Raw genomic sequence first — 26,044 nt, forward strand, 5'->3', positions numbered from 1 at the left:
TGCGTTTACATCACCTAGTAGAGGTCGACCGCCCGCAAGTCGATACTGCCATCACCAGTGATTTCCAATTGGCTAATCGGGCGGTTCTTTACTGTTTCCGGCAAGCTAATCCTTAAGGTGCGTATCCAGTATTCACCGTTGCTGGTTTCCGTGGTGGCATCTTTCAGTACCGGGTTGGGTGTCGGCACTGGGACTGGCTGGCGGGAACCATCGTCCATGATCGCCGTAATTTCCAGCTTGGTTTCTTTCTTGCCGTCTTCCCGGCTGCCAGTAGGCATCATGTGCATGCTCAGCGCTTCCGCGCCTGCAGAACTCACCGGAACCACCGCGGGGGATTTAGTCAATTGCACGCGGGCATTGACAGAAGCGGAATTGACGATTCCCAGGTCCACGAAATCGCAGCGGTCGTCATACTGCACCGGGTTCATAGAGGGATAAATCCGACAGAATTCGGCCTCACTCCCTGGCAGTTGCGCTTCTGGCGCGGAAGCAATCCATTGCTCTGCAGCGGCCGGGGTGGCAGCATACACACTCGCTTCTCTGCCTGCGAGCTCACTCGGTAGCTCGTCATCAGCCTGCAATGGATACGGCCCGTCTTGACCACGGAGGGTTTGATCAAACCACTGTGTGAGAGCTTCTGCTAAAAATTCCTCATGCTCTGTGGCACCAATGTCGCTAAGTTCGCCATCATCGATGCGGTCGTCAAATTCCCGCTGGGATAAAACGCGGTTAATATAGTTGTGCCCAAGCCCCGGCACAATAACGTTTAAGGCTGCCGTGTTTCTGTCTTGCCCCACGTATTCCGGTAACCAGTCCGCTGCGGCCTGGGAAGTATCCTCATCTGCTTGCCCATCGATGGTCAAAGTAGGCACATCGGCGGGAGCTGGGGAAAAATTATCTTCTGGAAATTCTGGCACATGGTAGAACCCGCCATAGCTCGCCAAAGATACCTCGGGCCATATCTCTGCAGCCTTATTTCCTAGCAATGCAGAACGCGAGTGCATAAACACACCAGTGCGAGAAAAATCCGTCATGCCCACAAGGCTGTCGTCTAAGTGCTGCGACTGGCCCTGGTTCGCTGCTTCTAGTTCCCCACGAATGGCACTAACCACACCCGCCCAGGCTTCTACCTGGTCGTATGGTTGCGTGGGGCTTTCTGGCGCCCACAACGGGCCTAAGTCAGGAACGACGACGGTGTATCCGGCCTCTGCGAGATCCTCTGCCAAATAGTGCATTCCGCGATCTGCACGTACCTCATCTACTCCTTCTGGGCACGGGTAGGCAAAGGTATCATCAGCGCAATTAAATGTGCGCAAATGATTCACTACCACCAGCGGAGCATTGCTATGCCCCGCCGTTGTCACGCTGCCGCGGACGGGTAAATCTATGTCTGGAGAAACCTGATAATCTTCCAGCGCAAATTCATAGGTGGTGGCAGTTGTTTTTTCCGTGGCCGTGGTAGTGTCTGCAGCCGTATTCTGCCCCGTTGTTGCCTGTTCTGGCGCTGCCTTCAACGCGTCGTCATCAGACGGAGCCGAACAGGCCCCGAGCAACAAAGTAGTACCTGTCAACACAGCTAAAATACTCGAACGCATGACAGACAATTCTACCGGCACGGTGGGTTCCGGTCGTGTTTACCGGACAGGGCCAGGAAGTCACCAACTCACGATAATCAGAATCCGATGGCGCGCAGAGCCTGATCGTAATCGTCCTGAGTGACCTCAACCTTGGAACAATCCTGGGGGACATAAATGTCCAGACGTGGCTCACCTGGCTTACCATCGAAGCGGGCACGACAATCCGCAGCCTGCTGCGGGGTTGTTAGACCATAATTTAAGGCATTGTAATGTTTGTTATCCACGTTCTTAAGCCACGCCACCAATGCGCGGAGGTTGCTTGGCTGATTACCGCTCGGGTCGTTCCGGAGCACGGAGCTGCCAATAGACAGCGCCGAGCTGAGCTGATTCAACACTGGATTGTGCTGAGCCGACGACGATTGCACCAGCTGTTTTTGAACAGGCATCGCTTGAGCGACTCCGCCACTTGCCAGGCCTGCCAGCGTGAGAACAGCCAAGCTTGCGGTGAACATTTTCTTCATAAAAGGCCCCTTATCTATTTATATGATCCAACATTTCATGCTTGACCATTGAATTCATTCGGCAGATAAGAGTTTATATAGTCCTACCTAACAATAACTAGGCACACCTTTATGATTCTTCTCACACCGAGAGCACATGGCGAGGAACAAAACCGGCACAATTTAGTCATGGGAGATAATTCTTAAACTAAATTCGTTTTCTTTTAACCGGTCAAAAATTCTTCCCATTGTGGCCATTCTTTTTCTGTTTGGATCTGGCCCATCCGGTAGCTGTGCAACAGCTTTTCGGCATCGCGTTCAGTTGATTCCACGGACAAATCCGTAGGGAAGAATAGTTGCGCGCGACCTTGTTTTTCTAGCGTCAGCAAGCGGTCTTTCGCGGCATTGTATTTCGCCGGCCGCTCTATCATCGCAGTGGCAATTGCGGGGTGTTTGAAAAACGCCCGCCGCAAAAAGCCTTCACGCTGAGTATCGGGACGAACATATTCGCGGGGTTTCGTCGCCAAGAAAAGAAACTTCGTGAATCCAGCCTTTTCGGCCTCGTTAATGAGGATGCCACCGGAATCACCCAAAGCACCGTCGACAAACGGCACACCATCAATCACGCGCATCGGCATGATCAGCGGCAACGTCGATGACGCTCGAACGCACATCATCAGATCCGGCAAGCTTGGCATGTCTTCCCTGCCCCAGTTCACGGTCTCGCCGGTATCTGCGCGCGTGGCGCTGATGCACACCTGTGCCGACGATTCCGTGAACGTCTCCCAGTCATAGGGCAGATCTTTATCCGCGGCCTTTTCATAGATAAATTCTGCGTTGAAATATCCCCGACCGCGCAAGAAATGACTCAGCCCACCAAACGAGGGGTTATTCGCAAAATCCGTGAACGAACTGCGGGCGCGTTCTTTATCACCGGATAAAAAATTCACGGTGTGCGAGGCCCCAGCGGATACACCGCCGACCCAGCCAAAATGCACTTGCTTTTCCAGCAGGTGCACAATGCTGGCGGCGGTATAGGAATTGCGCATTCCCCCGCCTTCAATCACTAAAGCTGTATCTCGTGCGTCGATCATCCTTGCCCATAATAGTCGCGAGTTCACGAAATTGTGACTAAAAGTGATTCACCGTTTACCGGTTAGAATGACCGCATGGGACTATTCGACCTGCTACGCGGTTCTGCCAAGCCCGCTCTCACCCAGCTTCCTGATACTGCACGCCACGTGAGCGTCGACAAGCTGGCAGTGCACACGGCGGAAGAAATGGTGATCATCACAGGATCGGTGCAGGTTGCAGGCATCATTCTGGATGCCGCCCACAATAATCACGCTGCGGTGGTTGCGGGACCCAACGCGCAGATTGTACTGGTGCCGACGAAAACTGATGATCTGCCGGTACACGATCCCAACAATGGTTGGCTGCTTCCGCTAAGCCCCGCGCTACGTTCTGCAATCACCCAGCGCTTGATGCCCAAACCATGTGAACTGGAACTGACCGAACGCATCGGCATAATTATTGCATAAAAACGAATATATACGAGCGCTTAGACTCCGAGTGCGCCGAGCACGATTAACAGCACGCCCACGCTGTAGCCTGCCACCTTGCTCAAGAGCTCAGTGTTGTGTGATGCCTTAGTAAACAACCGCCCAATAGGTGAATTCGGAGCAATACGGACCCAACCGACGAGCAAAGCGGCGATGATCGGCAGCGACAGCGCGATGCTGGCATAAAGCACCACGCCAACTCCCAGCGTCGCTGGCGCAGGGTGCAAGGCTGCCAGCACGATCAACCCGGCAAAAAATGGTACAGAAGTCGCCGATTGCACTACGCCGAGGCCAAAGCCAATCCAGAACGTCATCGGGGACGGCCGCTGCAGCCCACCAAGCAATCGCCCCACCACCGCCGGCGGTTTCCCCTTCGAGATCCACGTACCCAGCAAGGTGATCACACCAACGGCCATCAACGTCAGGCCGAAGGCCGCAGAATCCAGGATTTTCTGCATCAACTCACCGAAGCCAGAAAATACGACGGTCACCAGCAAAGCCAGCGCAAAAACCCCAGACCAGTTGCCCGCTACCAGCAGCGGAGTAACCTTTTTATACATTCCGGCTGGCAGCAGCACGCCTAGGGCAACGATCACTGCGATGGACAAGACATTAATCGAGTCCATAAAGGCGTAACTGACGGCGTAGAGCATGGTGGACACTTTACCGTACGCGGCTAGCAGCTCACTGATAGATCCAGCCTGATAGGTCCAACCCTGGGTGAGACAGTCGATCGGGGGCTGGCTTGTAGACTCAATGCTATGCTTTCTGTCCCGCGCACCGTCACCGATATCGCGACCGATGGCTTCCTCGCACAAGCCGATTGTCTGGCGCTATTCCATGCTCGTTTTGGCGAGATCAGCCGTGTGCAGCTCACCATGCGCCCGGAACCTGACGGCACGGAAACCAAAAACCCGACCAACCAGAAAGCACTTGCCGACGGCTGGGACCGGGCAGTGACGGTATCGTTTGCAAGCAGCAACATGCAGCAACACGTAGAGCTAGCGGGTACTTGGGCCGCGACCATCGTCAATAATGCTTGGTATTGGCAGACTGCTGCCGTCATTGATTTTCCAGGGATCGCAGAATTGGATCCGCAGAATCCACAGGTCGCAAGCGATGAGCTCCTAGCTGCGGGACGCACGCTATTTCGTAATATTCCAGCGGTATTGGTTCCCCTTACTGCATCTTCACGCAAGGACGAGACCCAGCGCTGTGCTGTCGTGATGATTAGAGATTTTGCTGAGGAAGGTCCAGCTCCACTAGCACTGACGCATGGTTTAGCGAAGTTGCCCAACAGCTACGACGTTATGCGTGCGCTGAAAGGCTTTGCAGTGGTACGCGGTCTTGATTTTTATACCGATTCGACGACTGCCACCATCGGTTCCGGTGACAACCAGGTAACCATTACCGTGCGAAACGGTGTTGCTCTCGATGTGACCTCGAAGATTACGAAGCAGCTTGATTCGGACGAGACAAACGTGCCGCCGGAGCCGACCATTGACAGACTTATCCACGACGGACGCCAGTTTATCCGCCAGCATTCCGACGACGAACGAAGCACCAACACGGCCGTTGACTGCTGGGCTCTTGCCACTGTGAGTGGTGATACGTGGACGTGGGCATGGGCCGATCCCTTGCTCGCGAACACGCCTGGTGCACAAGAAAGCCGAAAGCTCTTAGAATTCGGGATCCAGAATGGAGTCATAGATTTTGTCCGACCACATATTGATATTCGACGGATGCGTAGCTGCTTAGCGTTTGAAACCGAAGTCTCCTATACCAATCTCCCCGACACTTGCAGCGAGCAAAGCACAGAACATGCCCAGGCTATCGCCGCTCTTGTCACAGCATGTGCACCTATCACAGAGTGCTTTAGCCATAAGATCGACCAACTCGATAAGAAAACCACGGGTGTTTTGGTCTTTTCTTCCTAGACTCATGACGCAAGCCCGGAAGCTAACTCTCACACTTGCTAGCTTCCGGGTTTGTATCCGGGTTGCGGGTGGGTGAGCTCAGTGGTGCTGCTAAGCGCAGCACCAACCGGCCACCGCATGCTAGAAAAATCTAGCTCTCTTTCGCTTCTACTGGTTCCTCGCTCACGACGATGCCATCGGCATCGGCGTAAACGTACTGGCCAGGGACAAATTCGATGCCACCAAATTGCACGGTGATATCGACTTTGCCAACCTTATCTTTCGCAGATTTGCGCGGGTTGGTCCCCAAAGCCTTGACACCAATATTCATAGTGCCGATTTCTTGGGAATCCCGGATGGCTCCATTAACGATGATCCCGACCCAGCCGTTATCCGCGCCTGCGCCAGCGATCATGTCGCCGACCATAGCGGTATGCAGATTTTCTTGGGCATCGATGACCAAGACTCCGCCTTCGTTCGGTTGGTTCAAGATTTCTTTCACCAAGGCATTATCTTGAATTGCCTGGATGGTGGAAATCTTGCCGCAAAAGTCGGTTTTTCCTCCGTAGTTGGTGAACTGCTTGTCGCAGCTGCGTAGCTGTTCACCGTGGATGTCTCCGATATCGGCGGTGGGAACGAATTGGATCGCCATGATTAGAACTGGCCTTCCTCAGTGGAACCCTTCAGTGCAGTGGTCGACGACGTTGGGTCGACGGTGGTGGCGATGTTGTCGAAGTAACCGGCACCGACCTCACGCTGGTGCTTGACGGCGGTGAAGCCGCGCTCTTTTGCTGCAGCGAATTCCTTATTCTGCAGCTCGACGAACGAGGTCATGCCGTTGCGTGCGTAACCGTGTGCCAGGTCGAACATGCCGTAGTTCAGGGAGTGGAAACCTGCCAGGGTAATGAACTGGAAGGTAAAGCCCATGGCACCCAGTTCTTTCTGGAACTTCGCGATGGTCTCGTCGTCCAGGTGCTTGGACCAGTTAAACGATGGCGAGCAGTTATAAGCCAGTTTCTGGTCTGGGAATTCAGCCTTGACGGCCTCGGCAAACTGCTTCGCGGCTTCCAGGTCTGGGACACCGGTTTCCATCCAGATCAGGTCGGAGTACGGCGCATAGGACTTTGCACGTGCGATACAAGGCTCAATGCCTGGGCGTACGTGGTAGTAGCCTTCTGCCGTACGGTCACCTTCGATGAATGGCTTGTCGCGCTCGTCAACGTCCGAGGTGATCAGGGTTGCAGCTTCTGCGTCGGTACGTGCAATAACGACGGTTGGAACACCAGCGACGTCGGCTGCCAGACGCGCAGACGACAGGGTGCGGATGTGCTGCTGGGTAGGGATCAAAACCTTACCGCCCAGGTGGCCACATTTCTTTTCGGAAGCCAGCTGGTCTTCCCAGTGAGTACCTGCAGCACCGGCGTTGATCATGGCCTTCTGCAGCTCGTATACGTTCAGTGCACCACCGAATCCGGCTTCACCATCGGCAACGATAGGAACCAACCAGTTGTCGATGGAGTCATCGCCTTCGACACGAGCGATCTCGTCGGCACGCAGCAGTGCGTTGTTGATGCGGCGAACCACCTGCGGAACGGAGTTCGCTGGGTACAGCGACTGATCTGGGTAGGTGTGGCCAGCCAAGTTGGCATCACCAGCAACCTGCCAGCCGGACAGGTACACGGCCTTCAGACCACCGCGGACCTGCTGTACAGCCTGGTTACCGGTCAGGGCACCTAAGGCGTTGATGTAATGTCCATCGCCCTTCGAGACCTCGTCCCACAGGATCTCAGAGCCGCGGCGTGCCAGGGTGTGCTCTTCGACGACATTGCCTTGCAGCTCGGCTACCTTTTCTGCCGTGTAATCACGGGTGACGTTGGCCCAGCGAGGGTTTTCATCCCAATCTTTTTGGATTTCTGCGGCGGTACGTGCTTGACCGGTAGTAGTCATCGCAACTCCCTTTCTCGTTGGCTTATGAGGTGATTCACATAATGAGTCATGAAACCAATCACGTCAAGAATTGCATGTGATCTACAGACGACGGGGGTAGTGGCGGAATTCACATAAGTTTTCGAGGTGAAAATACCCGCTAAACAGCACCCGCAGAACAAAAACCCCTGTGCGGTGCATGAACGTCGAAGTCAAACAGTACGAACATACTGTTAAAACAGTACGATTGGACTGTTTTCTTAAGTTATTTTCGATATTCGAACAGGGGTGAAATTGCGTGATTCCGGAACCACACTACACACAGTGAGGCAATTCACTTATTGTGGTCTCATGCCCCGGGGCACAGTGAACGCCCATCGTGAGTGTCCACTCACACAGGCTCACCTACTCCCCTGAGGGTCTGACCGCGAGGATTAGAAGGAGTTTTATGACTAGCAAAGACACCACCCCACGCACAGAGGTTGCAGGCCTCAACGTCGACAACACCCTCTACGAATTCGTCAACGGCACCGTCCTGCCACGCATCGGCATCGACGCCGACAAATTCTGGAATGGTTTTGCAGACCTCATCCGCACGCACACCCCGCGCAACCAGGAACTGCTGGCGCGCCGCGACGAGCTGCAAAAGACCCTCGACGAGCACTTCCGCACTAACCCAGGCCAGCCAGATCCTGCAGAACACGAAAAGTATCTGCGCGAGATCGGTTACTTGGAAGACAAACCAGCACCAACTGCTGTCACTACCGCCAACCTGGACTCCGAAATCGCCGAAGTTGCTGGCCCACAGCTCGTCGTTCCAGTTCTCAACGCACGATTTGCACTGAACGCAGCTAATGCGCGTTGGGGCTCGCTGTACGACGCCTTGTACGGCACAGACGCTATCTCGGAAGAAGGCGGCGCTGAGCCAGGTGATTCCTACAACCCGGTCCGGGGAGACAAAGTCATCGCTTGGGCCCGCAATTTCCTGGACGAGGTTGCTCCACTGGCAAACGGTTCGCATGCCGACGCCGAGTCTTATGCCATCGACGGCGACAAGCTGGCAGTCACCATGAATGGCTCCACCACCGGCCTGGCCAATGCCGAACAGCTCGTCGGTTTCAATGGCGAGAAATCCGCACCATACGAGGTGGTACTGCGCAACAACGGCCTGCACATCCTGATCCAGATCAACCCAGAACATCCCATCGGCAAAACCGATAAGGCTGGGGTTTCAGACGTCATTCTAGAATCAGCCACCTCCACCATCGTGGACTTCGAAGACTCCGTTGCCGCCGTCGACGGTGAAGACAAGACCCTGGGCTACCACAACTGGTTCGGCCTGAACACCGGTGAGCTGAAAGAAGAGCTGGAAAAGGGCGGCCAGACCATCACCCGTAAGCTCAACGACGACCGCACTTACACGGATCTTTCTGACAACGAGCAGACCCTGCACGGTCGCGCCCTGCTGCTAGTGCGCAACGTCGGTCATCTGATGACCAACCCGGCCATCCTGGTCGACGGCGAGGAAGTCTTCGAAGGCATCATGGACGCTGTTTTGACCAGCGCCTGCGCTATCCCAGGATTGCAATCGGATAACCCTCGGAAGAACTCCCGTGCGGGCTCGATCTACATCGTGAAGCCAAAGCAGCACGGCTCTGCCGAGGTTGCGTTTACCAACGATTTGTTCGCCTCGGTGGAAAAGCTGCTGGGCTTGGAAAAGAACACCCTGAAGGTTGGCGTGATGGACGAAGAACGTCGTACCTCGGCCAACCTGGCCGCTGCGATCACCGCGGTCAGCGAGCGCGTTGCCTTCATCAACACTGGATTCCTGGATCGCACCGGTGATGAGATCCACACCTCCATGCAAGCTGGACCGATGGTGCGCAAGGCTGATATGCAGACCGCACCATGGAAGCAAGCTTACGAAGACATCAACGTCGACACCGGTATCACACTGGGGCTGCCTGGTAAGGCACAAATCGGTAAAGGCATGTGGGCCATGACCGAGTTGATGGCAGACATGCTGGACAAGAAGATCGGGCAGTTGAAAGAAGGCGCATCGACCGCCTGGGTGCCGTCCCCTACCGGCGCAACTTTGCACGCCACTCATTACCACCACGTCAACGTTCCGCAGATGCAGGAAGAGTTCCGCAAGGCCGGCGAGCGCGACAACTTCCACAACCTCTTGACCGTCCCGGTTGCTGAAAACCCAGACTGGTCCGATGAGGTGAAGAAGGAAGAAGTCGACAACAACTGTCAGTCCATCCTGGGCTACGTGGTTCGTTGGGTAGAACAAGGTGTCGGTTGTTCCAAGGTCCCAGATCTTTACGACGTATCCCTGATGGAAGACCGCGCTACCCTGCGTATTTCCTCACAGCTGCTGGCTAACTGGATTGAGCACGGCGTCGTCAGTAAAGACTTCGTCGAACAGGAGCTGCAGAAGATGGCGGAAGTCGTCGACAAGCAAAACGCTGGCGACGATGCCTACCGCAATATGGCTCCGAACTTCGACGAGTCAGTGGCGTTCCAGGCAGCTCGCGACCTGATTTTCAAGGGCACCGAGTCCCCGTCCGGATACACTGAGCCGATCCTGCATGCTCGTCGTCGTGAGTTCAAAGCGAAAAACGCTTAACAATTCACCGGTTCGTCCTGGTGTGCTTAAGCACTGAAACAGCGCAGTGGTACACGTACACGAACTCCACATGGCCTAGTCCCTGTAGCAAAATTCAGGGGCTAGGCCAAAATTATCGGCAGCGCCACCATCGACAGAATCAACACAATAAAAATTCCGGCGATCCACCAGGCAGTGCGGTGCGCGAAGTTCAGGGTGAAATTCATCCCTGACTCCAGCTCTACCCATAGCCTCGGGTTATCCGGGTTGTGATAAAACATTCCATACTTGAGCTTGTCTCGGGGATCGTCCGGTGGATAGCGCTTATCCAATTCCTGCATGATCTGCGCACTGCGCAGCACAATGCCGACGCCTACTGCGATAATCGCACCAATGAGCAACCACACGCTCAGTGCTCCGGTACCCAAGAAACCAAATTCAAACAATCCGGCGGTAATGCTAACCAACAGCACCACCACGAACGCGAAACTAAACTTTCCCAACACGGGCTGCATTAACTGCGTGAGTAGGCGTTGTCGATTAATCGAACGTTCTGGTTTATCTTGCAAACCATTTTTGGTCTGGTTCGCAATTCCCACCACAATGCCGCAAGCTCCCGCGCACACTGCCGTAGTAATCGCTGGCCCAAGGCCAACGTGAGCTATCGCGGCGGGAAATGATTTGTTGGTAAAGCCATCTGCGTGCCCGGAAGCATTAAAATGCGTGGGCATCGGGTCCGGGATGGCATGCCAGTTGAGCCAAATAAACCCCAACGCGGCAAAAATGGCTGCTGTACACGCTAGGTGCCAGCCGAACTGAAACTTCGGCTTCGGAAGAAGATCCTGTTTGTTACCGGAGGAGCTCACGGATCTCACCTTCCTGAACCTCAGAAATTGTATCCGGCTGGAACTGCGGTTCGTCGTCTCTATCGACCAGTACACAGCGCACACCTTCGTCGAAATCAGGGCGGCCGCGCAAGTATTCGCCAACCCGGTATTCGTTATCCAAGGCGTCGGCAAGCGAATCAACCTGGGCGTTTGCGCGGAAAATTTCCGCAGCTGCCACCAGCGAAGTCGGCGATGCATGTTTCAAGGTGTCATTCACGCCAGCGACGAATGCTTTATCCGCACACTGCTCCAAAGCTGTGACGACCTTAGCCCAGGAATCCTGCGCAAAAACTTCCTCGATGGTCTCAATCTGCGAGGCCAACGGCGCGGTATCCGGGTTCGTATTCGCATATTTTTCCACCGCAGCCGCGTATCCGGATTCGATAACTGCTTCACGGAAAGCATCGGCATCGTCGGAGGCAATCTGGTGGGTAGCATAGCCAGTCCACAGCAGATCTGCGGCCTTCATGCGGTAGGCGGTCGTCGCCAGGTACAGCGCCAAGGCACGAGACGCCTTACCCCGCGAGCCGACCATGCGCTGGAAAAAATATGTCATGCCGACATCTGTAATAAACCCGATGAGCATCTCTGGCATGGAAACAAAAGTTTTCTCGGTCACCACACGGTGAGAGCCAAAAGCGCTAATACCGGTACCACCCCCCATGACCACCCCATCCATGAGTGCAATGAATGGTTTCGGGAACTTATCGATGGCGTCGTTAAGCGCATATTCTTTGCGGAAGAATTCGTCGACTCCGGCCTTATTGCCCGCGAGACTTTGTTCACGTGCCGCGCGTACATCACCACCGGCACAAAAGCCTTTCGGGTTATTGGAATAGATCAGTACTTGCGTAACCGAATCATCTCTCGCCCATGCATCCAGCGCCCGGTGAATAATCTCCACCATCTCCAAGTTCAGGGAGTTCAGCGCCTTCGGGCGGTTGAGTTCAAGAATTCCCGTTCCATTGCAAACAGAACTAATTACTTGGCGATCCTGTGTATCAGTCATAGCACCATCAGTCATAGCCCCATTGTGGCACAGTTAACGCAATAAAGTGAGGGCTGCAGCACTCCCGCTCCTCTACGGAGCCAGGATTAGTACTACAGCCCTCGGGTACAGCACGTAGCGTGAAAGCTACACTACGACTATTTCACCTGGAACTACTTGACCTGAAATTCAGCCATTTCGTCCCACTCGGTTTTACCCTCGATCAAAGTGTTGATGATCTTCGGGGTTTCAACCAGGTACTTTGGCATCTCTTCGGTTGCACGCTGGAAGTGCTCAGAGGTAACGTGTGCTTCCGCACCATCATCGGTGAAGCCTTCTACCAGCATGAAGTGGTTGGCATCCTGAGGGTCGCGGTACCAGTCGAAGAACAGGTTCTTTTCTTCTGCCTGAGTAGCTTCCGTGAACCAGGAAACCTCTTCCAGGAAGTTTTCGGCGTACTCTGGCTTTACTTGGTAAGAAACGTTAATCAAGATCATGTTCTCGATTATACGCTTAATTTAGTTGATGCGTACACAACGCTAGCGTGTGGCTACGCACATTTAGTGCAAGAAAAATTCCGCCAAGTACACGTTGCCGTGCGCATCAACGCCCGAAACACCAAATCCCTTGCCATCACCAGTGCGATTCGTAGGGCTTAGCAACCAGGCAATACGCTGCGCAGCCTCATGCGGAGCCAGCCGGTAGATATTGCCCGTCCCACGGTCATGAGCAGTATGACCACGGCCAACATTGGCGTGGAATTCCACTTCCCCGCGCGCAGCCTGGTTAGCCCAGTCCTGGGCAATGCGCTGGGCTTCTTCATTTCGGTGGTGCCCCATAGCCAGCAAGTGCAACTTCGTGGCCTGTTCCAAACTCCAGGACGCTACACCAGCGCTGGCAGCCGAGGACCCAGCCGTCAGTACCTCTGGAGTCGGCCAGACCGGGTTTGGCTGTGCGGAAGAAGCCGGTTGTGCGGATGCAGCAGCAGGAATACCTGCGCTGATCACGGTGGTAGCTGCGAGCGCGGTGAAAAATTTACGGGAGAAAGCCATACCTATATGGTGACATAAGCAGCCACCTAACCGGCGGCTTTCACCCAGCGTGTTTGATAAATGCGCCGACGCCCAGAGTTAGCCCTGCCGCACACCTACATTATTTCGGCTCCAGTTGATCAGCTAGCTCCATCCATTCGGCTTCTAATTCTTCTCGACGCCCAACAACCTCTGCCTTTTGTTCGTTAAGCTCCGTCAGTCGTTGCGTATCAACCTTTTCCGCTGCTACAGCCATTTTCTCGTCAATCTGGGCTTCTGTTTTCTCCAGCTTGTCCATCTTGCGTTCCAGCGCTCGCAGTGCTTTGGTGATCTCGCGTTCTTGCTGCGCAGAAATGCCTGTACCGCCACTATTTTCTGTCTCTGAAAAATCAGTAGCCTTACTAGAACCTAGATCCAAGGTTACGTTCGAAGCAGCATCCTGGGCAGATTGACGTACCTGCAAATACTGTTCAATTCCGCCCGGCAGATGCTGCAAATTACCGTCACCAAACAAGGCATAGGCGGCATCAGTAATGCGCTCAATAAGATAGCGGTCGTGCGACACCACGACCAGGGTGCCCGGCCACTCATCCAACAGGGATTCGAGCTCCTGCAGGGTATCAATATCAAGGTCGTTGGTGGGCTCATCAAGCAGCAAGACGTTGGGCTCGCTCATTAATACCCGAGTAAGTTGCAGACGACGGCGCTCACCACCAGATAAATCACCAACCGGGGTACGTTGTCGCTTCGGGCTAAACCCCAGGCGCTCGGCGAGTTGCGATGCCGATAACTCTTTTTTGCCCATGTGTACATAGGTTGCTACATCTTCAACAGCATCCAACAGGCGACGTTGCGGGTCCAAATCATCAAGTTCCTGACGCAACCAACCCAGACGCACGGTCTGGCCTTCGATGCGCTTCCCCGCGCTAAGTTCATGCTCGCCAGCTAATGCTCGCAACAGGGTAGTTTTGCCGGATCCGTTCACCCCGACCAAGCCCACGCGCTCCCCCGGGGCTAAGCGCCAGGTCAGATCGTCGACAAGCACATACCCATCCGGGGTTTCCAAGCGCGCATTCTCCAGCTCGATAACCTTGCGGCCCAGTCGCTGTTTAGAAAACGACATCAGCTCGACACTATTGCGCACCGGTGGGACATCTTTAATGAGTGCTTCTGCAGCGGCAATGCGGTATTTCGGTTTCGACGTCCGTGCCGGCGCACCCCGACGTAACCATGCCAATTCTTTACGTGCTAAATTCTGTCGCCGCTGTTCGGCAGCTTCGGCCTGCCGCTGACGCTCCGCGCGAGCAAAAATCCAATCGTTGTAGCCGCCGTCGTACACGTCGACTTTTCCATCGTGAACTTCCCAGGTCAGCTGTGCTACAGTATCCAAAAACCAGCGATCGTGGGTCACCACCAATACGGCTACTTTCCGATGCAATAGGTGATCCGCCAGCCATTGCACACCTTCAACATCTAAGTGGTTGGTTGGCTCATCGAGCACCACCAAATCCAAATCGCGCACGAGAGCCGCCGCCAAATTCACCCGGCGTTTTTCCCCGCCGGATAGTTGTCCAACCTTGGTTTCTAACCCGAGCTGGGCTACTCCTAGCCCGCCCAAAACATCGCGGACTTTTGCATTCGCGGCCCATTCGTACGTATCTAGCCCCAACGGCTCGACCACCGTGTGCCCAATCGTTGCTTCCGGGTCTAACTCTGCACGTTGGGTAACCACTGCCATCCGTAGATCCGAATTTCGCGAGACTCGGCCACCATCGGGTTCTATTAAACCTGTGAGTACTTCCAGCAGCGTGGTTTTGCCGCCGCCATTCACTCCGACGACACCGATGCGCTGCCCCGATTGCACACCCAACGACACACCGTCGAGAAGGGTTTTCAGACCAAACGATTGCGAGATATTCTCTGCATTTAACAGGTTCACCATAATGATTCCATCTTAAAGTAGAACCGTACGATTCACTCAGCGCACTATCTAGCCCACACGGCGGGACACAATCGGCCACAGCCAGCTGCCAAGAAGCTTTTTGCAGGGCGATTTCATTTTCATTACTGTGATTTGTATGAAACGCCGCATATTTTCCACAGTCACTATGGCCGTAGCAACCTCATTTGCGTTGGCCGCATGCTCAAGCCCAAATGAGGACACCACCAGCGCTGAAGCCACCACCGCCACCTCAGAAGCTCATGACCACAATCATGATCACGAGGGCCACGACCATGATGCTCCTGGCGCTGATGATGCTGACCTGACCGAAGTCTCTTCCCTACCACAACGCGTCGTACTCTCCCATGACAAGGGCTTGACGACGATCGACCCAGCCACCGGCGAAATCGTGGATGAAGAAAAAATCTCCGGTTTCCACCGCCTGAACCCGGCTGGCAACACTCGACACCTCTATGTCTCCGGCAAAGATGGCTTTACGATCTTCGACACCGGCGCTGTGACTCAGCCTCACGGCGACCACAACCATTACTACGAAAAATCCCCTGAGCTGACTGACAACATTTTGCCGGCCGACAAGCCGGGCCATGTGGTTCAGCACGACGGCAAGACTGCGCTTTTCGACGACGGAACCGGCGAAATCACGATCTTCGATAACGACGAACTCGAAGACGGCACCGACACCATGCGTCCGGCGCATATCGTAACCGCAGAATCCGGGGATCCACACCACGGTGTGGCGGTCCCATTCAAAGACGGTAGCTACCTAACCACAGTAGGCACCGAGGACGAGCGCCACCGCATCGAATATCGCAGCTTGGACAACGAAGTTCTGGCATCCACCGACGACTGCCCAGGTATTCACGGCGAAGCAGTCGCAAAGGGTGGCAACGTCGCCTTTGGCTGCACCAATGGACCTATTGTCTTCGATGTAGAAGCCCAAGAATTCCACAAGGTAGACGCCAATGACATCGCGAAAGACGGCTATCAGCGTTCCGGTAATCTGGCGGGCAGCGAAGACTCCCCGATTGTCCTCGGCGACAACAAAACTGACGAAGACGCTGACCTTGAGCGCCCAACCTCCGTGGTATTGATCGACACCACCGACTACTCCATGAAGACCGTAGAACTCGAGGATTCATACTGGTTCCGTTCTCTGGGCCGCACCGCTGACGGCGATGGCGTGGTCTTGACCTACGACGGCTACTTGAACATCATCGATGTTGAATCCGGCAAAGTCACCGACCGGATCGAAGTTATCAAGCCATGGAAAGAAAAAGATGAGTGGCAACAGCCCGGCCCAATCCTGAAGGTCGATGGCGATATCGCTTACGTCACCGACGCAGAAAACAAAGAGTTTCTGATGGTGGATCTGCAGGAAGGCGAAGTGCTCACCCGTACCGAGTTGGACTTTGCGCCAGTGGAAATGGGAATTGCCCGCTAACTTAACATTCTATTAGCTCAGCACCCCCAGCCGGACTCATGGCAGTAATGCCCCGGGTACCGGCTGTTTTCTTTTCCACTTCTGTTGCAACATAGTGTGCAGTCTGTTCATCGGCACACAAAAATGCACAGGTGGGCCCAGAACCGGACACTATCCCTGCGAGTGCCCCAGCGTGGCTTCCTGCATCGAGGATGCGGGATAAATCCGGACGCAGCCGCAATGCAGCCGCCTGCAAGTCATTCCGTAATAAGCCAGCGAGTTGTTGCACATCCCCGGATTGGGCGGCAGCCGTTAATGCTGTGGTCTCACTTAGGCTCGGATCGTGCGGAACCGCCGGTGTTCCTTTCTTCTCACCGCCGCCAGCATCTGGCTGCGGGCTGCCCTGATACGACTGATCGAATTCTGCAAATACCTGTGGCGTCGACAAGCCTCGCTCATTGGCCACCAATGCCCAGTGATACGTACCAGTTGTGGGCACAGCATGCAGCTTTTCTCCCCGGCCTTGCCCCAGTGCGGTGTAGCCGTGCAAGCAAAATGGGACGTCAGACCCTAGCTGCGCAGCAATATTATGCAATACGGACTCATCCAGCAGCTCGATATTTGCTTGCTCCGCAAACAAGGAGTTAGCAGCACGCAACGCGGCTGCAGCATCAGCGGAACCACCCGCCATGCCTCCAGCGACCGGAATGTTCTTTTCAATTAGCACCGTCACCGGTGGAAGCTCCAGCTTTCCAGCGTGTTCTGCTTGCAAAGCAACAGCAACGGCGTCAACAGCTTGCCAGGCGAGATTCGTAGCATCGTTGGGGACCGATTTACTATCTTGTCCAGTCACAGTCAATGCGCGCACCGGTCCGTGCCCGGAAGATTCGTCCTGCTCAATCTGATCATTAGCCAGGCTAACCCGCACGGTATCGGCGAGATCCAGTGATTGAAAAATAGTCACCAGATCATGGAAGCCATCGGCGCGGGCAGGGCCGACCGCCAAATGCAAATTCACCTTGGCAAACGCCTTTGCCGCGTACGAACTACGAGGGGACGAGCGAAATAAATAATCGTCTGTCATGAGAATCTATCTTGTTTTTATTCGGCTAAACCGAGCCGGACGAAATCAGCCACGCTTAGTTTCTCACCCCGTAAACCAGGATCAATGCCTGCTGCTCTTAGCGCCTGTTCAGCCTCAACCGCCGAACCGTAATATTTAGACAAAGCAGCACGTAAAGTCTTTCGGCGTTGTGCAAAAGCTGCATCCACGAGTGGGAAAACAGCCTCTCGAGTGTCTTGCGTTATTGGCCATGGGCAGGCATCTTCCGAGAAACGCTCGATCCGTACCAAACCTGATTTGATTGTTGGGGCTGGCCAAAAAACATGCTCAGCGATAGTTCCGGCCCGAGTCACAGTGCCATAGAAACCAGCTTTGACGCTGGGAACACCATAAATTTTGTTTCCGGGTTGTGCAGCCAGCCGATCCGCAACTTCTGCTTGCACCATCACCAAGACGCGGTTAATGCTGGGAAATTGCGCCAATAAGTGCAACAGCACTGGTACCGCGACGTTATACGGCAAATTAGCAACCAAAGCTGTGGGAGACGGGATCGATTCAGGGGATGCGGAGTGTACTTGATCTGGACGTATGCGCAGCGCATCAGCTGTAATTAAAGAAAAGTTTTGCTGACGATGGCCAGCGCGAGCAGCCACCGTTTCCGGCAATTTCGCAGCTAGCTTGTCGTCAATCTCAATGGCTGTGACATGCCGTCCCGCTTCCAGCAAACCTAGCGTCAACGACCCCAAGCCAGGGCCAACTTCCAGCACGTGATCGTCTGCACGCACCCCGGCAGTATCAACGATGCGACGCACTGTATTGGCGTCATGGACAAAATTCTGCCCCAGCTTTTTCGTCGGGGTGATGCCAATATCCTCAGCAAGAGTCCGGATTTCTACCGGACCCAAAAGATCTACCGTGCGCGAGGTTTCAGCACCAACCAAATCGTGTTCCATGCAGGTAGTTTAGCAGTTATTAGCGCAAGCCCATCTTGGCAGTACATGCAGGCCATGCACCCCAGCCTTGGGCTGCCTGAGTCTTTTTCGCAATCTCAATCTGCTGCTCGCGCGTAGCAAGATCGGCGGTTGGTGCATATGCCGTTCCGCCATAAGCAGCCCAGGTACCAGCGTTGAACTGCAAGCCACCGTGGTAGCCGTTACCAGTATTAATGGACCAGTTACCGTTGGATTCACATGCAGCAAGTTCATCCCACACCGAACCGCCTGCCACGGCAGGTGCAGCAGGCGCAGAAGCCGCAGGTGATGCTGGCTTTGTGCCACGAGCAATTACTCGCTTTTGCGCAGGCGCGACCTCACGCTCATCAACGCGTTCGACAGACTCTTCATGCCCGTTGACGAATTTCTTCCGCAGGTTAACTTCCCGGTTACCCATTGTCCCGGCTTCAATCACGTGCTCATCACCTTCCGGCAAGTTTGCATCGTCGCGATAGATAACCTCAGGTTCAATCGGCTCATTGATGAGTTCATCTTCGAAGTGAACGCGATCAATGGCAATATCCATGCCCGTAGTTAACGCAGTATCTTCCGGCAGGTGCAGTCGATCAAACTCACCTAGGTGAATATCGCGAATATCCAGCAATTCACCCACGGTACGCACTGCTTGCTGGGTGTAGACGGTTTTCCCGCCATCGGTGATCGAGATAATTTTCGGCTCCACAGCCTCCAACTTCATTCCAGTGGTGAGTTCGTCATCACCAGAGACTTCTTTACCATTAGCCAACAATTTGGCATTCCGATGTAAACCATCAATTTCGCTACGCAGCTCACCGATGGTGCTAGCGGTAGTAGTCAGTTCTTTATTTGCCCCGTCGATGGTGACAGCCACTGGCTTTGTGGTGCGCACCGTGATGGTGTCGCCTTCATGCACGCCCTCCGAAAGCGCCGGGGAAATTACATCATGCGCACTCAGCTCCACGTTAGCGTCGGCAAGCGCAGCTTCTACATCACCGGCAAATGTGGAAAGTTCGATTTTTTCCCCATTGGCATCAACCACAATATCTTTTTGCGCATCCAGTCCAACGACACCACCGACCAGCAGAGCACCAACGACACCCCCAGTAGCAACGCGTAAAGGGGTAGATGCATTGGAGTTAATCCGCTGGATCTGCTTTTTGGTCGACATGAACTTCCTTAAGACTCTCGAACTGCGTACTGAACAGGAGCAACCACTGCACCTACTGCACATTGAATGCCAGTAACCCGCAATGAGGCCAACTCATTCTGCAACGACGATAACAATACGGTAACGCGGCGACGCGTGGCGAAACGCGCTCAAAACCCAGCTGTCACAAAATTCACAAATCACACAACTTTCTCCAAGGTCACTACCAACCCAGCTAACCTGGAAGAACAGAAACTATGCAATTTGTCACACCTGTACCGTATGAGCGACGTGACGTTAGTGGCTTTCATCCAGCCCGTATACGCGATGATAGGTAGCACGCACCTCGGCAGCGAGTTCTTCAGCACTTTGACCACGCTGCTGTGCCACGCACAGCGCAGTATGCCCAACCAACGACGGCTCGTTTGGCGCTCCACGAAACGGCTCCGGGGTCATAAATGGAGCATCCGTTTCAATCAACAACTGCCCCCGCGGCACCAAGGAAGCTGCACGCCGCAGCTCATCGTTTCGTTTAAATGTCACGTTTCCAGCAAAGCTCAATATCCAGCCACGCTCAATAGCTTCGCGCGCCATCGATACTGGTGAAGAAAAACAGTGCAGCATAACCTGTGGCGGCGCAGGCTCATCATCAAGAATTCGCAGTAAATCGGCATCTGCTTCCCGATTATGAATCATCAACGTCTTGCCTACTGCGCGCGCGAGCTGTGTATGCCAACGTAAGGATGCTTCTTGTTGTTCCAGAGTGGCAGTCGACTCTGGAGCGTGCTTGATCCAATAAGAATCGAGGCCGGTCTCACCAATAGCAACACAGTTTTCATCACGCGCCATCTCGGAGAGTCGAGTTTTGGCTTCGTCGTTCAGCTGCTCTGCCTTAGTCGGATGAATCGCACACGCAGCGTGTAGATTGGGGTGTTGCCTTGCTGCGCGCAATGCTTGCTCGGCTTCAGCTAAATCATCCCCCACGGTGCAGATTTCACCGACGCCGCCGGCAATAGCGCGCTCAAGAAACTCCTCAAGACTACTTCCACGGCAGGACGTAAGGTGCGTGTGCGCATCAACTATTCCGGTAATTTCCGGTGCGGGAAATGGCTGCGGGCGTGATTTCTTCTTCGACATAGCACCCTAGTTTAATAGCGAAATCCTTATTTGCAGCCACCTTGTCTTAAGGTCTTTAACGTCTTTAGCGTGCAAAGTCTTAACGTACAAGCTCGTCATCAATGTAGACCTTCTTACCCGCGCGATACCCCAGCGCGGACATACCCACGCCCGTCAGAGCCATCGCGATCAAAATCAACAACCACTGACCAGTCGCTTGATACACGAATCCAATCAGTAGTGGCAGAATTCCGGCTAACAAATAACCGTAAGGCTGCACGAAACCAGACAATCGTGCAGTAACTTCAGGGGTACGCGTCCTTGCTGCCAACAAAGCGAGAATCGTGGGAAAACACAAACCACCTAAGCCAAGCACTATGGCCCACAATTCTGGAACTGCGTCTCCAGCAAAAATAATTCCCAAATAACCAACGGTAGTCAACGCACCGAAAAGCACGATTACCGGGCGTAAGTCGCGGATTCGAGCAACCAGAAACGGCATGCTCACTCCCCCGATGACATTGACAGTCCCGAGCACCGATAAGCCTATTGCTGCCCTACCTGGTGCGACACCCTGATCGATATACATCTGCGGCAGCCAACCCATTTGTACATATGCATTCGACGATTGCAGGCCGAACAGTAGCATCATCGCCACTGCAGTTGGAGATCGCCACAAAGAGGTCTCGGCAATCATATCGCAACCGACCTCTGCATCCGCACGGGACACCGAGGAGGTGGATGCGGTATCTGCGTCCTTTTCAGCGGCGGGCTTCGCAGGTTTATCCACCCCAACGCGTATTAGCACCAGGGTCCAGACGATAGCTTGCGATACTGCTAGAGTGGTCCAGATTCCTAGTGCAGGGCGCCACGCTTCCGAACCGGAAAACCACAAGGCACTCAATGGCGCAACAGCACCTGATAATCCTAAAAAGCCGGAATAGCATGACATCAGTACTACTGAACGCCGGGGTGCATGTTGTTTAATCCAGGCGGGCAACAGCACATTCAACAGTGCAATACCGCTAACAACCAACGCGGTCAGCACAAGAAAAGTGCTCATGCCACCAGGTAAATAAGCTCCAATCAATGGCCGGAAGGCAAGGCCCACCAACATGGCCGCCATTCCCGCGAAAAGTGTAACGCTCAACCCGATACGCCGAGCTATCGGCACAGCTGCCAGCCCCATGATGGCAAAAGCAAAACCGGGCATAGCGGTAAGCAGTCCTGCAATCGAAGCAGGCGCCTGAAAACTAACCATGACCTGCTTCAGCACCGCACCCAGCGAAGAAATCCCGGCGCGCAAATTTGCCGCCGCCAAGACCACTGCAACAACGGCAAGTGGGGTACTAATAACCCCACCAACCACTAATTTTGAGCGCTTGGACTGCTCGTCACGCGTCAAACTCACCTTCCACCATGCTGCTTAACGTTATGAAGCTGTTTAGCGTTATGAATATGAATTATTCTTCCGAATCCGTCACCGGCGCCCATTCTGGCCCAGTTTCGGCCAGTTCTGGATCGAGTTTCGTAATCAGCGGCTTCGGCTTTGCCAAAACGGTACCTGGGACAATATCTAAGCGCTTCCATTCTGCCCCCTGAGCCGCGTAATCGCCTGTGATCGCAGGATGCTTTTGGCCTTTCTCTGGCACACCGACGCCGATGAGCTGCACATCATAATCGTCGGTAACCTCTACGATTTCCGGCTGTGCAGCCCACAGATCCTCGCGGCCCAAGGTTTCGTGCACACGCTGTGCCAAGTGCGGCAGGTACGGGGTCAAAAGCACGTTGCAATCGGAAACGACCTGCAGTGCAGTCCACAAAACCGTCGCCAAGCGCTCACGCTGGGAATCATCCTTCGCCAGCTTCCAAGGCTCATTTTCGGCGATGTACGCATTGGCTTCACCTACTACATGCATAGCATGCGTGATTCCGGCTTTAAATTTGGATTTCTCCAGCGCCTCGCCGACAACATCGAACGCGTTGCGCGCCAATTCGAGGATGCGGCGGTCGCTATCGGTTAATTCACCAGGCTTTGGCACCTCACCGAAGTTTTTGTGGGCCATGGAGACAGTGCGATTGACCAAGTTACCCCAGCCATTCGCCAATTCGTTGTTAATGCGCCGAACGAACTCATCCCAGGTGAAATCAGCGTCGTTGTTTTCTGGCCCCGCTACCGCGATGAAATACCGCAGTGGATCTGGACCAAATTCTTCCAAGAAATCTTTGACGTAAATGACCAAGCCCTTAGACGAGGAGAACTTGGACCCAGACATGGTCAAAAACTCGGAGGACACAATTTCCGTCGGCAGGTTGATTTCACCATAGCGGTGCTGTTCCCCGCCCTTCGCACCTTTGCCTGCGTAGCCAAGCAATTGCGCAGGCCAAATCTGAGAGTGGAAGGTGATGTTGTCTTTGCCCTGAAAATAATAGGACTTCGTTTCTGGATCCAGCCAGAATCGCTTCCATGCATCCGGGTCACCAGTGCGCTGGGCCCACTCAAGCGAAGCAGACAAGTAGCCGATCACCGCATCAAACCACACGTAGAGCTTCTTCGCGTTGTTGTTTTCCCAGCCTTCAATCGGTACTGGCACGCCCCAGTCAATATCGCGGGTCATCGCACGTGGGCGCATATCTGCCAGTAAGTTCTGCGAGAATTTTAGAACGTTCGGGCGCCAGCCTTGCCGTCCCGACAACCATTCACGCAAAGCGTCGGCAAGCGCAGGAAGATCCAACAAAAAGTGCTCGGTCTCACGGAAAACCGGGGTTTCGCCGTTGATCTTAGAAACAGGATCAATCAAATCAGCGGGATCGAGTTGGTTACCGCAGTTATCACACTGGTCGCCGCGAGCACCATCGGCGTTGCAAATCGGACAGGTTCCTTCAATATAACGGTCCGGCAAAGTACGTCCCGTCGACGGCGAAACCGCCCCCATGGTGGTTTCCTTCACCATGTAGCCGTTGTTATATAAACCTTTAAATAGTTCCTGCACCGTCGCATAGTGAGTCCGGGTAACTGTACGGGTAAACCAGTCATAGGACAGGCCCAGACCACGCAAATCTTCGACTATCTGCCGGTTATAGCGGTCAGCCAACTCACGCACGGAGACGCCTTCTTTATCAGCTTGCACCAACAGCGGAGTGCCGTGTTCATCAGTGCCTGAAACCATCAGGACATTGTTGCCACGCATTCGCTGAAAGCGCGCGAATACATCGGAAGGTACGCCAAATCCTGCGACGTGTCCGATATGACGGGGGCCGTTGGCATACGGCCAGGCAACATTCACAAGCACATTTTCAGACATGCCCTCAAGCATAATTGAACCCCGGCACCATGTGGTTACCGGGGTTCATAGAACTCACAGGATGCGCAGCTGATTCACATCCATACAGCGAGCAACACCACGACTGATGCTGCGACCGCTAGTGCTGTTGGTTATTTCTTACGCATCGATTCTGGCTTCAAATTTTCCAGGCGTTCAGAACGACGTTTCTTCAGCTCTTCCTTGCGGTGTGCTTCGCGAGTCAAACGACGTTCACGAGCCAACTTGCGCGCAAAGGCCTGCTGTTCCTTTTGCTCCACGTAGATTACGTCATTACGTAGGTCCTTCACCAAGCTAAACATCAAGCCAATGATGATCAGAAGGAACGGCGAAGCGGCCACGATGGTCACTGACTGCAGCGAATCCAAAGCATCCTCGCCGCCACCAATGAGCATGGTCAAACCAACCGCAGCGGTCAAAACACCCCAAGTCGCCGACAACCACGGGGTAGCTACCATGCGTCCGCGCTGCGACATCGAGCCCATCACCGTTGACGCAGAGTCTGCCGAAGTAATGAAGAACGTCGCCAGCAAAACCATAGCGACAATCGAGGCAATTGAACCCAACGGCAGCTGATCAAACATGTTGAAGAGCATGTTTTCCGTCGTGCCATCGCCATAAACCACGCCCTCATTGTCGCGTTCCATATCGATGGCGGTGCCGCCGAAGATCGCAAACCAAATAGTGGAAACACCAGATGGAATCAGCAACACACCGACGCAGAATTCACGTACGGAGCGACCACGGGAAATACGAGCCAGGAACATACCAACGAACGGCGACCAGGACACCCACCATGCCCAGTAGAAAATCGTCCATGCAGAGCTAAAGTCAGCGGCTGCTTCACCGTTTTCTGCGGTGCGTCCGGCCATCATCAGGAAGTTTTGCAGGTAGGAACCCAACGACCCTGGAATCAAGTTCAACTGCACAACGGTTGGCCCAACGATAAAAACAAAAATTGCAAGAGTTGCTGCCATGATCAAATTGGCGTTCGACAGGTACTGAATGCCCTTACCGACGCCTGACAGCGCCGAAAGAATAAAGGCCAATGTCAACACCAAAACAATGCCAATTACCACAGACATCGATGGATCATCGATAATCCCGGAAGCGGCCAAACCTGCTTGAATCTGCAATGCACCAAGCCCCAACGAACAAGCGGTACCGAAAACCGTCGCAAAAATCGACAAAATATCAATAACACGACCGACGCCGCCCGCAGCAGCTTTTTCACCAATCAACGGCACGAATGCGGAAGACAGCAGCTGCTTGCGCCCTACACGGAAGGTCGAATAGGCAATCGCCAAACCTACGATCGAGTAAATTGCCCACGGATGTAACGTCCAGTGGAACATTGCCTGCGACATGGCACCGCCGACCGGGTCATTGTCGATGCCCGGCACACCATCGTTGTAGAAGAAAGTCGGTTCCGCAGCACCGAAGAACATCAGGCCGATCCCCATACCAGCGGCGAACATCATTGCGATCCACGAGATGGTATTAAATTCAGGCTCTTCATTAATCGAACCTAATTTAATAGCTCCAAATTTCGAAGCAGCAATAGCGATCACGAACACCACGAACACGGTGGTGAACAGCATGAAGGCCCAACCAAAATTGTCAATGATCCAACCAAAAGCCGTGCTGGCGAAGGCTGTAAAAGAATCAGTGAACGCCAGGCCCCAAATAACGGTAGCCAACACCAGTAGTCCAGCCGGGGCCACCACTGCCCAGTCAATCGAGCTATCTTCGGTTTCCGAAGCCAACTCCACTGAATCTTCCACGCTGCTTACCGCAACATCATCTTCATGTTCCAGCATGTAGGCGATCTGCCTGGTAGCCGAAAGCTCATCAAGATCCTCGCGTACCAAATTGGCATTGGTTTCTAGTTGTGGACCATCCGCAACTTTATCGCGGTCAGCACCCACAGCACCATCGGCGCCTTTAGAGTCGTGTGAGTCAGGTTTATTCATGGATACCAGCGTGGTTGAAAAACACCCGGCAATCAAATTCAAATAAGCTGAAAAACAGCTGTTAAGCAAA

Annotated in this window: 22 protein-coding genes; 4 read left to right on the top strand and 18 right to left on the bottom strand. The window is 54.1% G+C overall.

Annotation, left to right across the window (positions count from 1 at the left end; genetic code table 11):
* Positions 1-14: 14 nt before the first annotated feature.
* The 3 genes from HMPREF1292_RS09820 to HMPREF1292_RS09830 all read right to left on the bottom strand — a co-directional run bounded on the left by HMPREF1292_RS09820 (position 15) and on the right by HMPREF1292_RS09830 (position 3,171).
* A complete protein-coding gene (locus tag HMPREF1292_RS09820) occupies positions 15-1,595 on the bottom strand; it encodes a hypothetical protein (RefSeq protein ID WP_034645293.1) in 1,581 nt (526 codons plus the stop codon).
* A 77-nt stretch (positions 1,596-1,672) separates the two neighbouring features.
* On the bottom strand, positions 1,673-2,098 hold the full coding sequence (locus HMPREF1292_RS09825) for a hypothetical protein (RefSeq protein WP_023019739.1): 426 nt from the start codon (positions 2,096-2,098) through the stop codon (positions 1,673-1,675).
* A 203-nt stretch (positions 2,099-2,301) separates the two neighbouring features.
* A complete protein-coding gene (locus HMPREF1292_RS09830) occupies positions 2,302-3,171 on the bottom strand; it encodes a patatin family protein (RefSeq protein ID WP_023019740.1) in 870 nt (289 codons plus the stop codon).
* A 75-nt stretch (positions 3,172-3,246) separates the two neighbouring features.
* On the opposite strand from HMPREF1292_RS09830, the gene HMPREF1292_RS09835 reads away from it, so the two are divergent.
* Complete coding sequence (locus HMPREF1292_RS09835) at positions 3,247-3,618, top strand: hypothetical protein (RefSeq protein WP_023019741.1); 372 nt, start codon at positions 3,247-3,249, stop codon at positions 3,616-3,618.
* A gap of 20 nt (positions 3,619-3,638) precedes the next feature.
* Here HMPREF1292_RS09835 and HMPREF1292_RS09840 read toward each other — a convergent pair whose 3' ends face one another.
* On the bottom strand, positions 3,639-4,292 hold the full coding sequence (locus HMPREF1292_RS09840) for a hypothetical protein (protein WP_023019742.1): 654 nt from the start codon (positions 4,290-4,292) through the stop codon (positions 3,639-3,641).
* A 108-nt stretch (positions 4,293-4,400) separates the two neighbouring features.
* Here HMPREF1292_RS09840 and HMPREF1292_RS09845 point away from each other — a divergent pair, with 108 nt between their 5' ends.
* A complete protein-coding gene (locus HMPREF1292_RS09845) occupies positions 4,401-5,576 on the top strand; it encodes a DUF6882 domain-containing protein (protein WP_023019743.1) in 1,176 nt (391 codons plus the stop codon).
* 130 nt (positions 5,577-5,706) lie between these two features.
* Here the strand turns inward: HMPREF1292_RS09845 and rraA are convergent, their stop codons facing one another.
* Together rraA and aceA are read right to left on the bottom strand one after the other, a co-directional pair.
* Positions 5,707-6,207, bottom strand: a complete 501-nt coding sequence (rraA, locus tag HMPREF1292_RS09850) for a ribonuclease E activity regulator RraA (RefSeq protein WP_023019744.1) — start codon at positions 6,205-6,207, stop codon at positions 5,707-5,709.
* A 2-nt stretch (positions 6,208-6,209) separates the two neighbouring features.
* Positions 6,210-7,502, bottom strand: a complete 1,293-nt coding sequence (gene aceA, locus HMPREF1292_RS09855) for an isocitrate lyase (protein ID WP_021352777.1) — start codon at positions 7,500-7,502, stop codon at positions 6,210-6,212.
* Positions 7,503-7,929: 427 nt separating this feature from the next.
* Between aceA and glcB the strand changes: the two genes are divergently transcribed.
* Positions 7,930-10,113 carry a malate synthase G gene (glcB, locus tag HMPREF1292_RS09860; RefSeq protein WP_023019745.1) on the top strand — a complete coding sequence of 728 codons (2,184 nt, stop codon included), beginning with the start codon at positions 7,930-7,932 and terminating at the stop codon, positions 10,111-10,113.
* A 101-nt stretch (positions 10,114-10,214) separates the two neighbouring features.
* Here the strand turns inward: glcB and HMPREF1292_RS09865 are convergent, their stop codons facing one another.
* The 5 genes from HMPREF1292_RS09865 to HMPREF1292_RS09885 all read right to left on the bottom strand — a co-directional run bounded on the left by HMPREF1292_RS09865 (position 10,215) and on the right by HMPREF1292_RS09885 (position 14,940).
* Positions 10,215-10,958 (bottom strand): DUF1648 domain-containing protein, encoded by a 744-nt coding sequence (locus HMPREF1292_RS09865; RefSeq protein ID WP_034645296.1) that lies wholly within the window; start codon positions 10,956-10,958, stop codon positions 10,215-10,217.
* Positions 10,942-12,003: an enoyl-CoA hydratase/isomerase family protein gene (locus HMPREF1292_RS09870; protein ID WP_023019747.1), complete on the bottom strand. Its 1,062-nt coding sequence runs from the start codon at positions 12,001-12,003 to the stop codon at positions 10,942-10,944. The genes HMPREF1292_RS09865 and HMPREF1292_RS09870 overlap by 17 nt, the downstream gene beginning before the upstream one ends.
* Positions 12,004-12,140: 137 nt before the next feature.
* Positions 12,141-12,464 (bottom strand): putative quinol monooxygenase, encoded by a 324-nt coding sequence (locus HMPREF1292_RS09875; protein WP_023019748.1) that lies wholly within the window; start codon positions 12,462-12,464, stop codon positions 12,141-12,143.
* 63 nt (positions 12,465-12,527) lie between these two features.
* On the bottom strand, positions 12,528-13,019 hold the full coding sequence (locus HMPREF1292_RS10545; RefSeq protein WP_023019749.1) for a hypothetical protein: 492 nt from the start codon (positions 13,017-13,019) through the stop codon (positions 12,528-12,530).
* 100 nt (positions 13,020-13,119) lie between these two features.
* The gene (locus HMPREF1292_RS09885; protein ID WP_023019750.1) at positions 13,120-14,940 is read right to left on the bottom strand and encodes an ABC-F family ATP-binding cassette domain-containing protein; all 1,821 of its coding nucleotides are present in this window, start codon (positions 14,938-14,940) and stop codon (positions 13,120-13,122) included.
* Positions 14,941-15,076: 136 nt separating this feature from the next.
* On the opposite strand from HMPREF1292_RS09885, the gene HMPREF1292_RS09890 reads away from it, so the two are divergent.
* On the top strand, positions 15,077-16,402 hold the full coding sequence (locus HMPREF1292_RS09890) for a hypothetical protein (protein ID WP_027017659.1): 1,326 nt from the start codon (positions 15,077-15,079) through the stop codon (positions 16,400-16,402).
* 1 nt (position 16,403) lies between these two features.
* Here the strand turns inward: HMPREF1292_RS09890 and HMPREF1292_RS09895 are convergent, their stop codons facing one another.
* From HMPREF1292_RS09895 to HMPREF1292_RS09925, 7 genes are all read right to left on the bottom strand, one after another.
* Positions 16,404-17,399, bottom strand: coding sequence for a 4-(cytidine 5'-diphospho)-2-C-methyl-D-erythritol kinase (locus HMPREF1292_RS09895; protein WP_369707486.1), 996 nt, complete (start codon positions 17,397-17,399; stop codon positions 16,404-16,406).
* A gap of 83 nt (positions 17,400-17,482) precedes the next feature.
* A complete protein-coding gene (gene rsmA / locus HMPREF1292_RS09900) occupies positions 17,483-18,397 on the bottom strand; it encodes a 16S rRNA (adenine(1518)-N(6)/adenine(1519)-N(6))-dimethyltransferase RsmA (protein ID WP_023019753.1) in 915 nt (304 codons plus the stop codon).
* Positions 18,398-18,416: 19 nt separating this feature from the next.
* Positions 18,417-19,583 carry a resuscitation-promoting factor gene (locus HMPREF1292_RS09905; RefSeq protein ID WP_023019754.1) on the bottom strand — a complete coding sequence of 389 codons (1,167 nt, stop codon included), beginning with the start codon at positions 19,581-19,583 and terminating at the stop codon, positions 18,417-18,419.
* Positions 19,584-19,859: 276 nt separating this feature from the next.
* Positions 19,860-20,699 carry a TatD family hydrolase gene (locus HMPREF1292_RS09910; protein WP_021352788.1) on the bottom strand — a complete coding sequence of 280 codons (840 nt, stop codon included), beginning with the start codon at positions 20,697-20,699 and terminating at the stop codon, positions 19,860-19,862.
* A gap of 79 nt (positions 20,700-20,778) precedes the next feature.
* On the bottom strand, positions 20,779-22,089 hold the full coding sequence (locus HMPREF1292_RS09915; RefSeq protein ID WP_023019755.1) for an MFS transporter: 1,311 nt from the start codon (positions 22,087-22,089) through the stop codon (positions 20,779-20,781).
* 52 nt (positions 22,090-22,141) lie between these two features.
* Positions 22,142-23,983, bottom strand: coding sequence for a methionine--tRNA ligase (gene metG, locus HMPREF1292_RS09920; protein WP_034646203.1), 1,842 nt, complete (start codon positions 23,981-23,983; stop codon positions 22,142-22,144).
* A gap of 131 nt (positions 23,984-24,114) precedes the next feature.
* The gene (locus HMPREF1292_RS09925) at positions 24,115-25,974 is read right to left on the bottom strand and encodes a BCCT family transporter (RefSeq protein ID WP_023019757.1); all 1,860 of its coding nucleotides are present in this window, start codon (positions 25,972-25,974) and stop codon (positions 24,115-24,117) included.
* Positions 25,975-26,044: the final 70 nt, after the last annotated feature.

The organism is Corynebacterium sp. KPL1995, assembly GCF_000477935.1.
Taxonomy (GTDB): domain Bacteria; phylum Actinomycetota; class Actinomycetes; order Mycobacteriales; family Mycobacteriaceae; genus Corynebacterium; species Corynebacterium pseudodiphtheriticum.

What these genes read in the sequence shown, in the direction of transcription:
- HMPREF1292_RS09820 (WP_034645293.1), bottom strand. Translation starts at nt 1,595, where the DNA reads ATGCGTTCGAGTATTTTAGCTGTGTTGACAGGTACTACTTTGTTGCTC.
- HMPREF1292_RS09825 (WP_023019739.1), bottom strand. Translation starts at nt 2,098, where the DNA reads ATGAAGAAAATGTTCACCGCAAGCTTGGCTGTTCTCACGCTGGCAGGC.
- HMPREF1292_RS09830 (WP_023019740.1), bottom strand. Translation starts at nt 3,171, where the DNA reads ATGATCGACGCACGAGATACAGCTTTAGTGATTGAAGGCGGGGGAATG.
- HMPREF1292_RS09835 (WP_023019741.1), top strand. Translation starts at nt 3,247, where the DNA reads ATGGGACTATTCGACCTGCTACGCGGTTCTGCCAAGCCCGCTCTCACC.
- HMPREF1292_RS09840 (WP_023019742.1), bottom strand. Translation starts at nt 4,292, where the DNA reads ATGCTCTACGCCGTCAGTTACGCCTTTATGGACTCGATTAATGTCTTG.
- HMPREF1292_RS09845 (WP_023019743.1), top strand. Translation starts at nt 4,401, where the DNA reads ATGCTTTCTGTCCCGCGCACCGTCACCGATATCGCGACCGATGGCTTC.
- rraA (WP_023019744.1), bottom strand. Translation starts at nt 6,207, where the DNA reads ATGGCGATCCAATTCGTTCCCACCGCCGATATCGGAGACATCCACGGT.
- aceA (WP_021352777.1), bottom strand. Translation starts at nt 7,502, where the DNA reads ATGACTACTACCGGTCAAGCACGTACCGCCGCAGAAATCCAAAAAGAT.
- glcB (WP_023019745.1), top strand. Translation starts at nt 7,930, where the DNA reads ATGACTAGCAAAGACACCACCCCACGCACAGAGGTTGCAGGCCTCAAC.
- HMPREF1292_RS09870 (WP_023019747.1), bottom strand. Translation starts at nt 12,003, where the DNA reads ATGACTGATGGTGCTATGACTGATACACAGGATCGCCAAGTAATTAGT.
- HMPREF1292_RS09875 (WP_023019748.1), bottom strand. Translation starts at nt 12,464, where the DNA reads ATGATCTTGATTAACGTTTCTTACCAAGTAAAGCCAGAGTACGCCGAA.
- HMPREF1292_RS10545 (WP_023019749.1), bottom strand. Translation starts at nt 13,019, where the DNA reads ATGGCTTTCTCCCGTAAATTTTTCACCGCGCTCGCAGCTACCACCGTG.
- HMPREF1292_RS09885 (WP_023019750.1), bottom strand. Translation starts at nt 14,940, where the DNA reads ATGGTGAACCTGTTAAATGCAGAGAATATCTCGCAATCGTTTGGTCTG.
- HMPREF1292_RS09890 (WP_027017659.1), top strand. Translation starts at nt 15,077, where the DNA reads ATGAAACGCCGCATATTTTCCACAGTCACTATGGCCGTAGCAACCTCA.
- rsmA (WP_023019753.1), bottom strand. Translation starts at nt 18,397, where the DNA reads ATGGAACACGATTTGGTTGGTGCTGAAACCTCGCGCACGGTAGATCTT.
- HMPREF1292_RS09905 (WP_023019754.1), bottom strand. Translation starts at nt 19,583, where the DNA reads ATGTCGACCAAAAAGCAGATCCAGCGGATTAACTCCAATGCATCTACC.
- HMPREF1292_RS09910 (WP_021352788.1), bottom strand. Translation starts at nt 20,699, where the DNA reads ATGTCGAAGAAGAAATCACGCCCGCAGCCATTTCCCGCACCGGAAATT.
- metG (WP_034646203.1), bottom strand. Translation starts at nt 23,983, where the DNA reads ATGTCTGAAAATGTGCTTGTGAATGTTGCCTGGCCGTATGCCAACGGC.
- HMPREF1292_RS09925 (WP_023019757.1), bottom strand. Translation starts at nt 25,974, where the DNA reads ATGAATAAACCTGACTCACACGACTCTAAAGGCGCCGATGGTGCTGTG.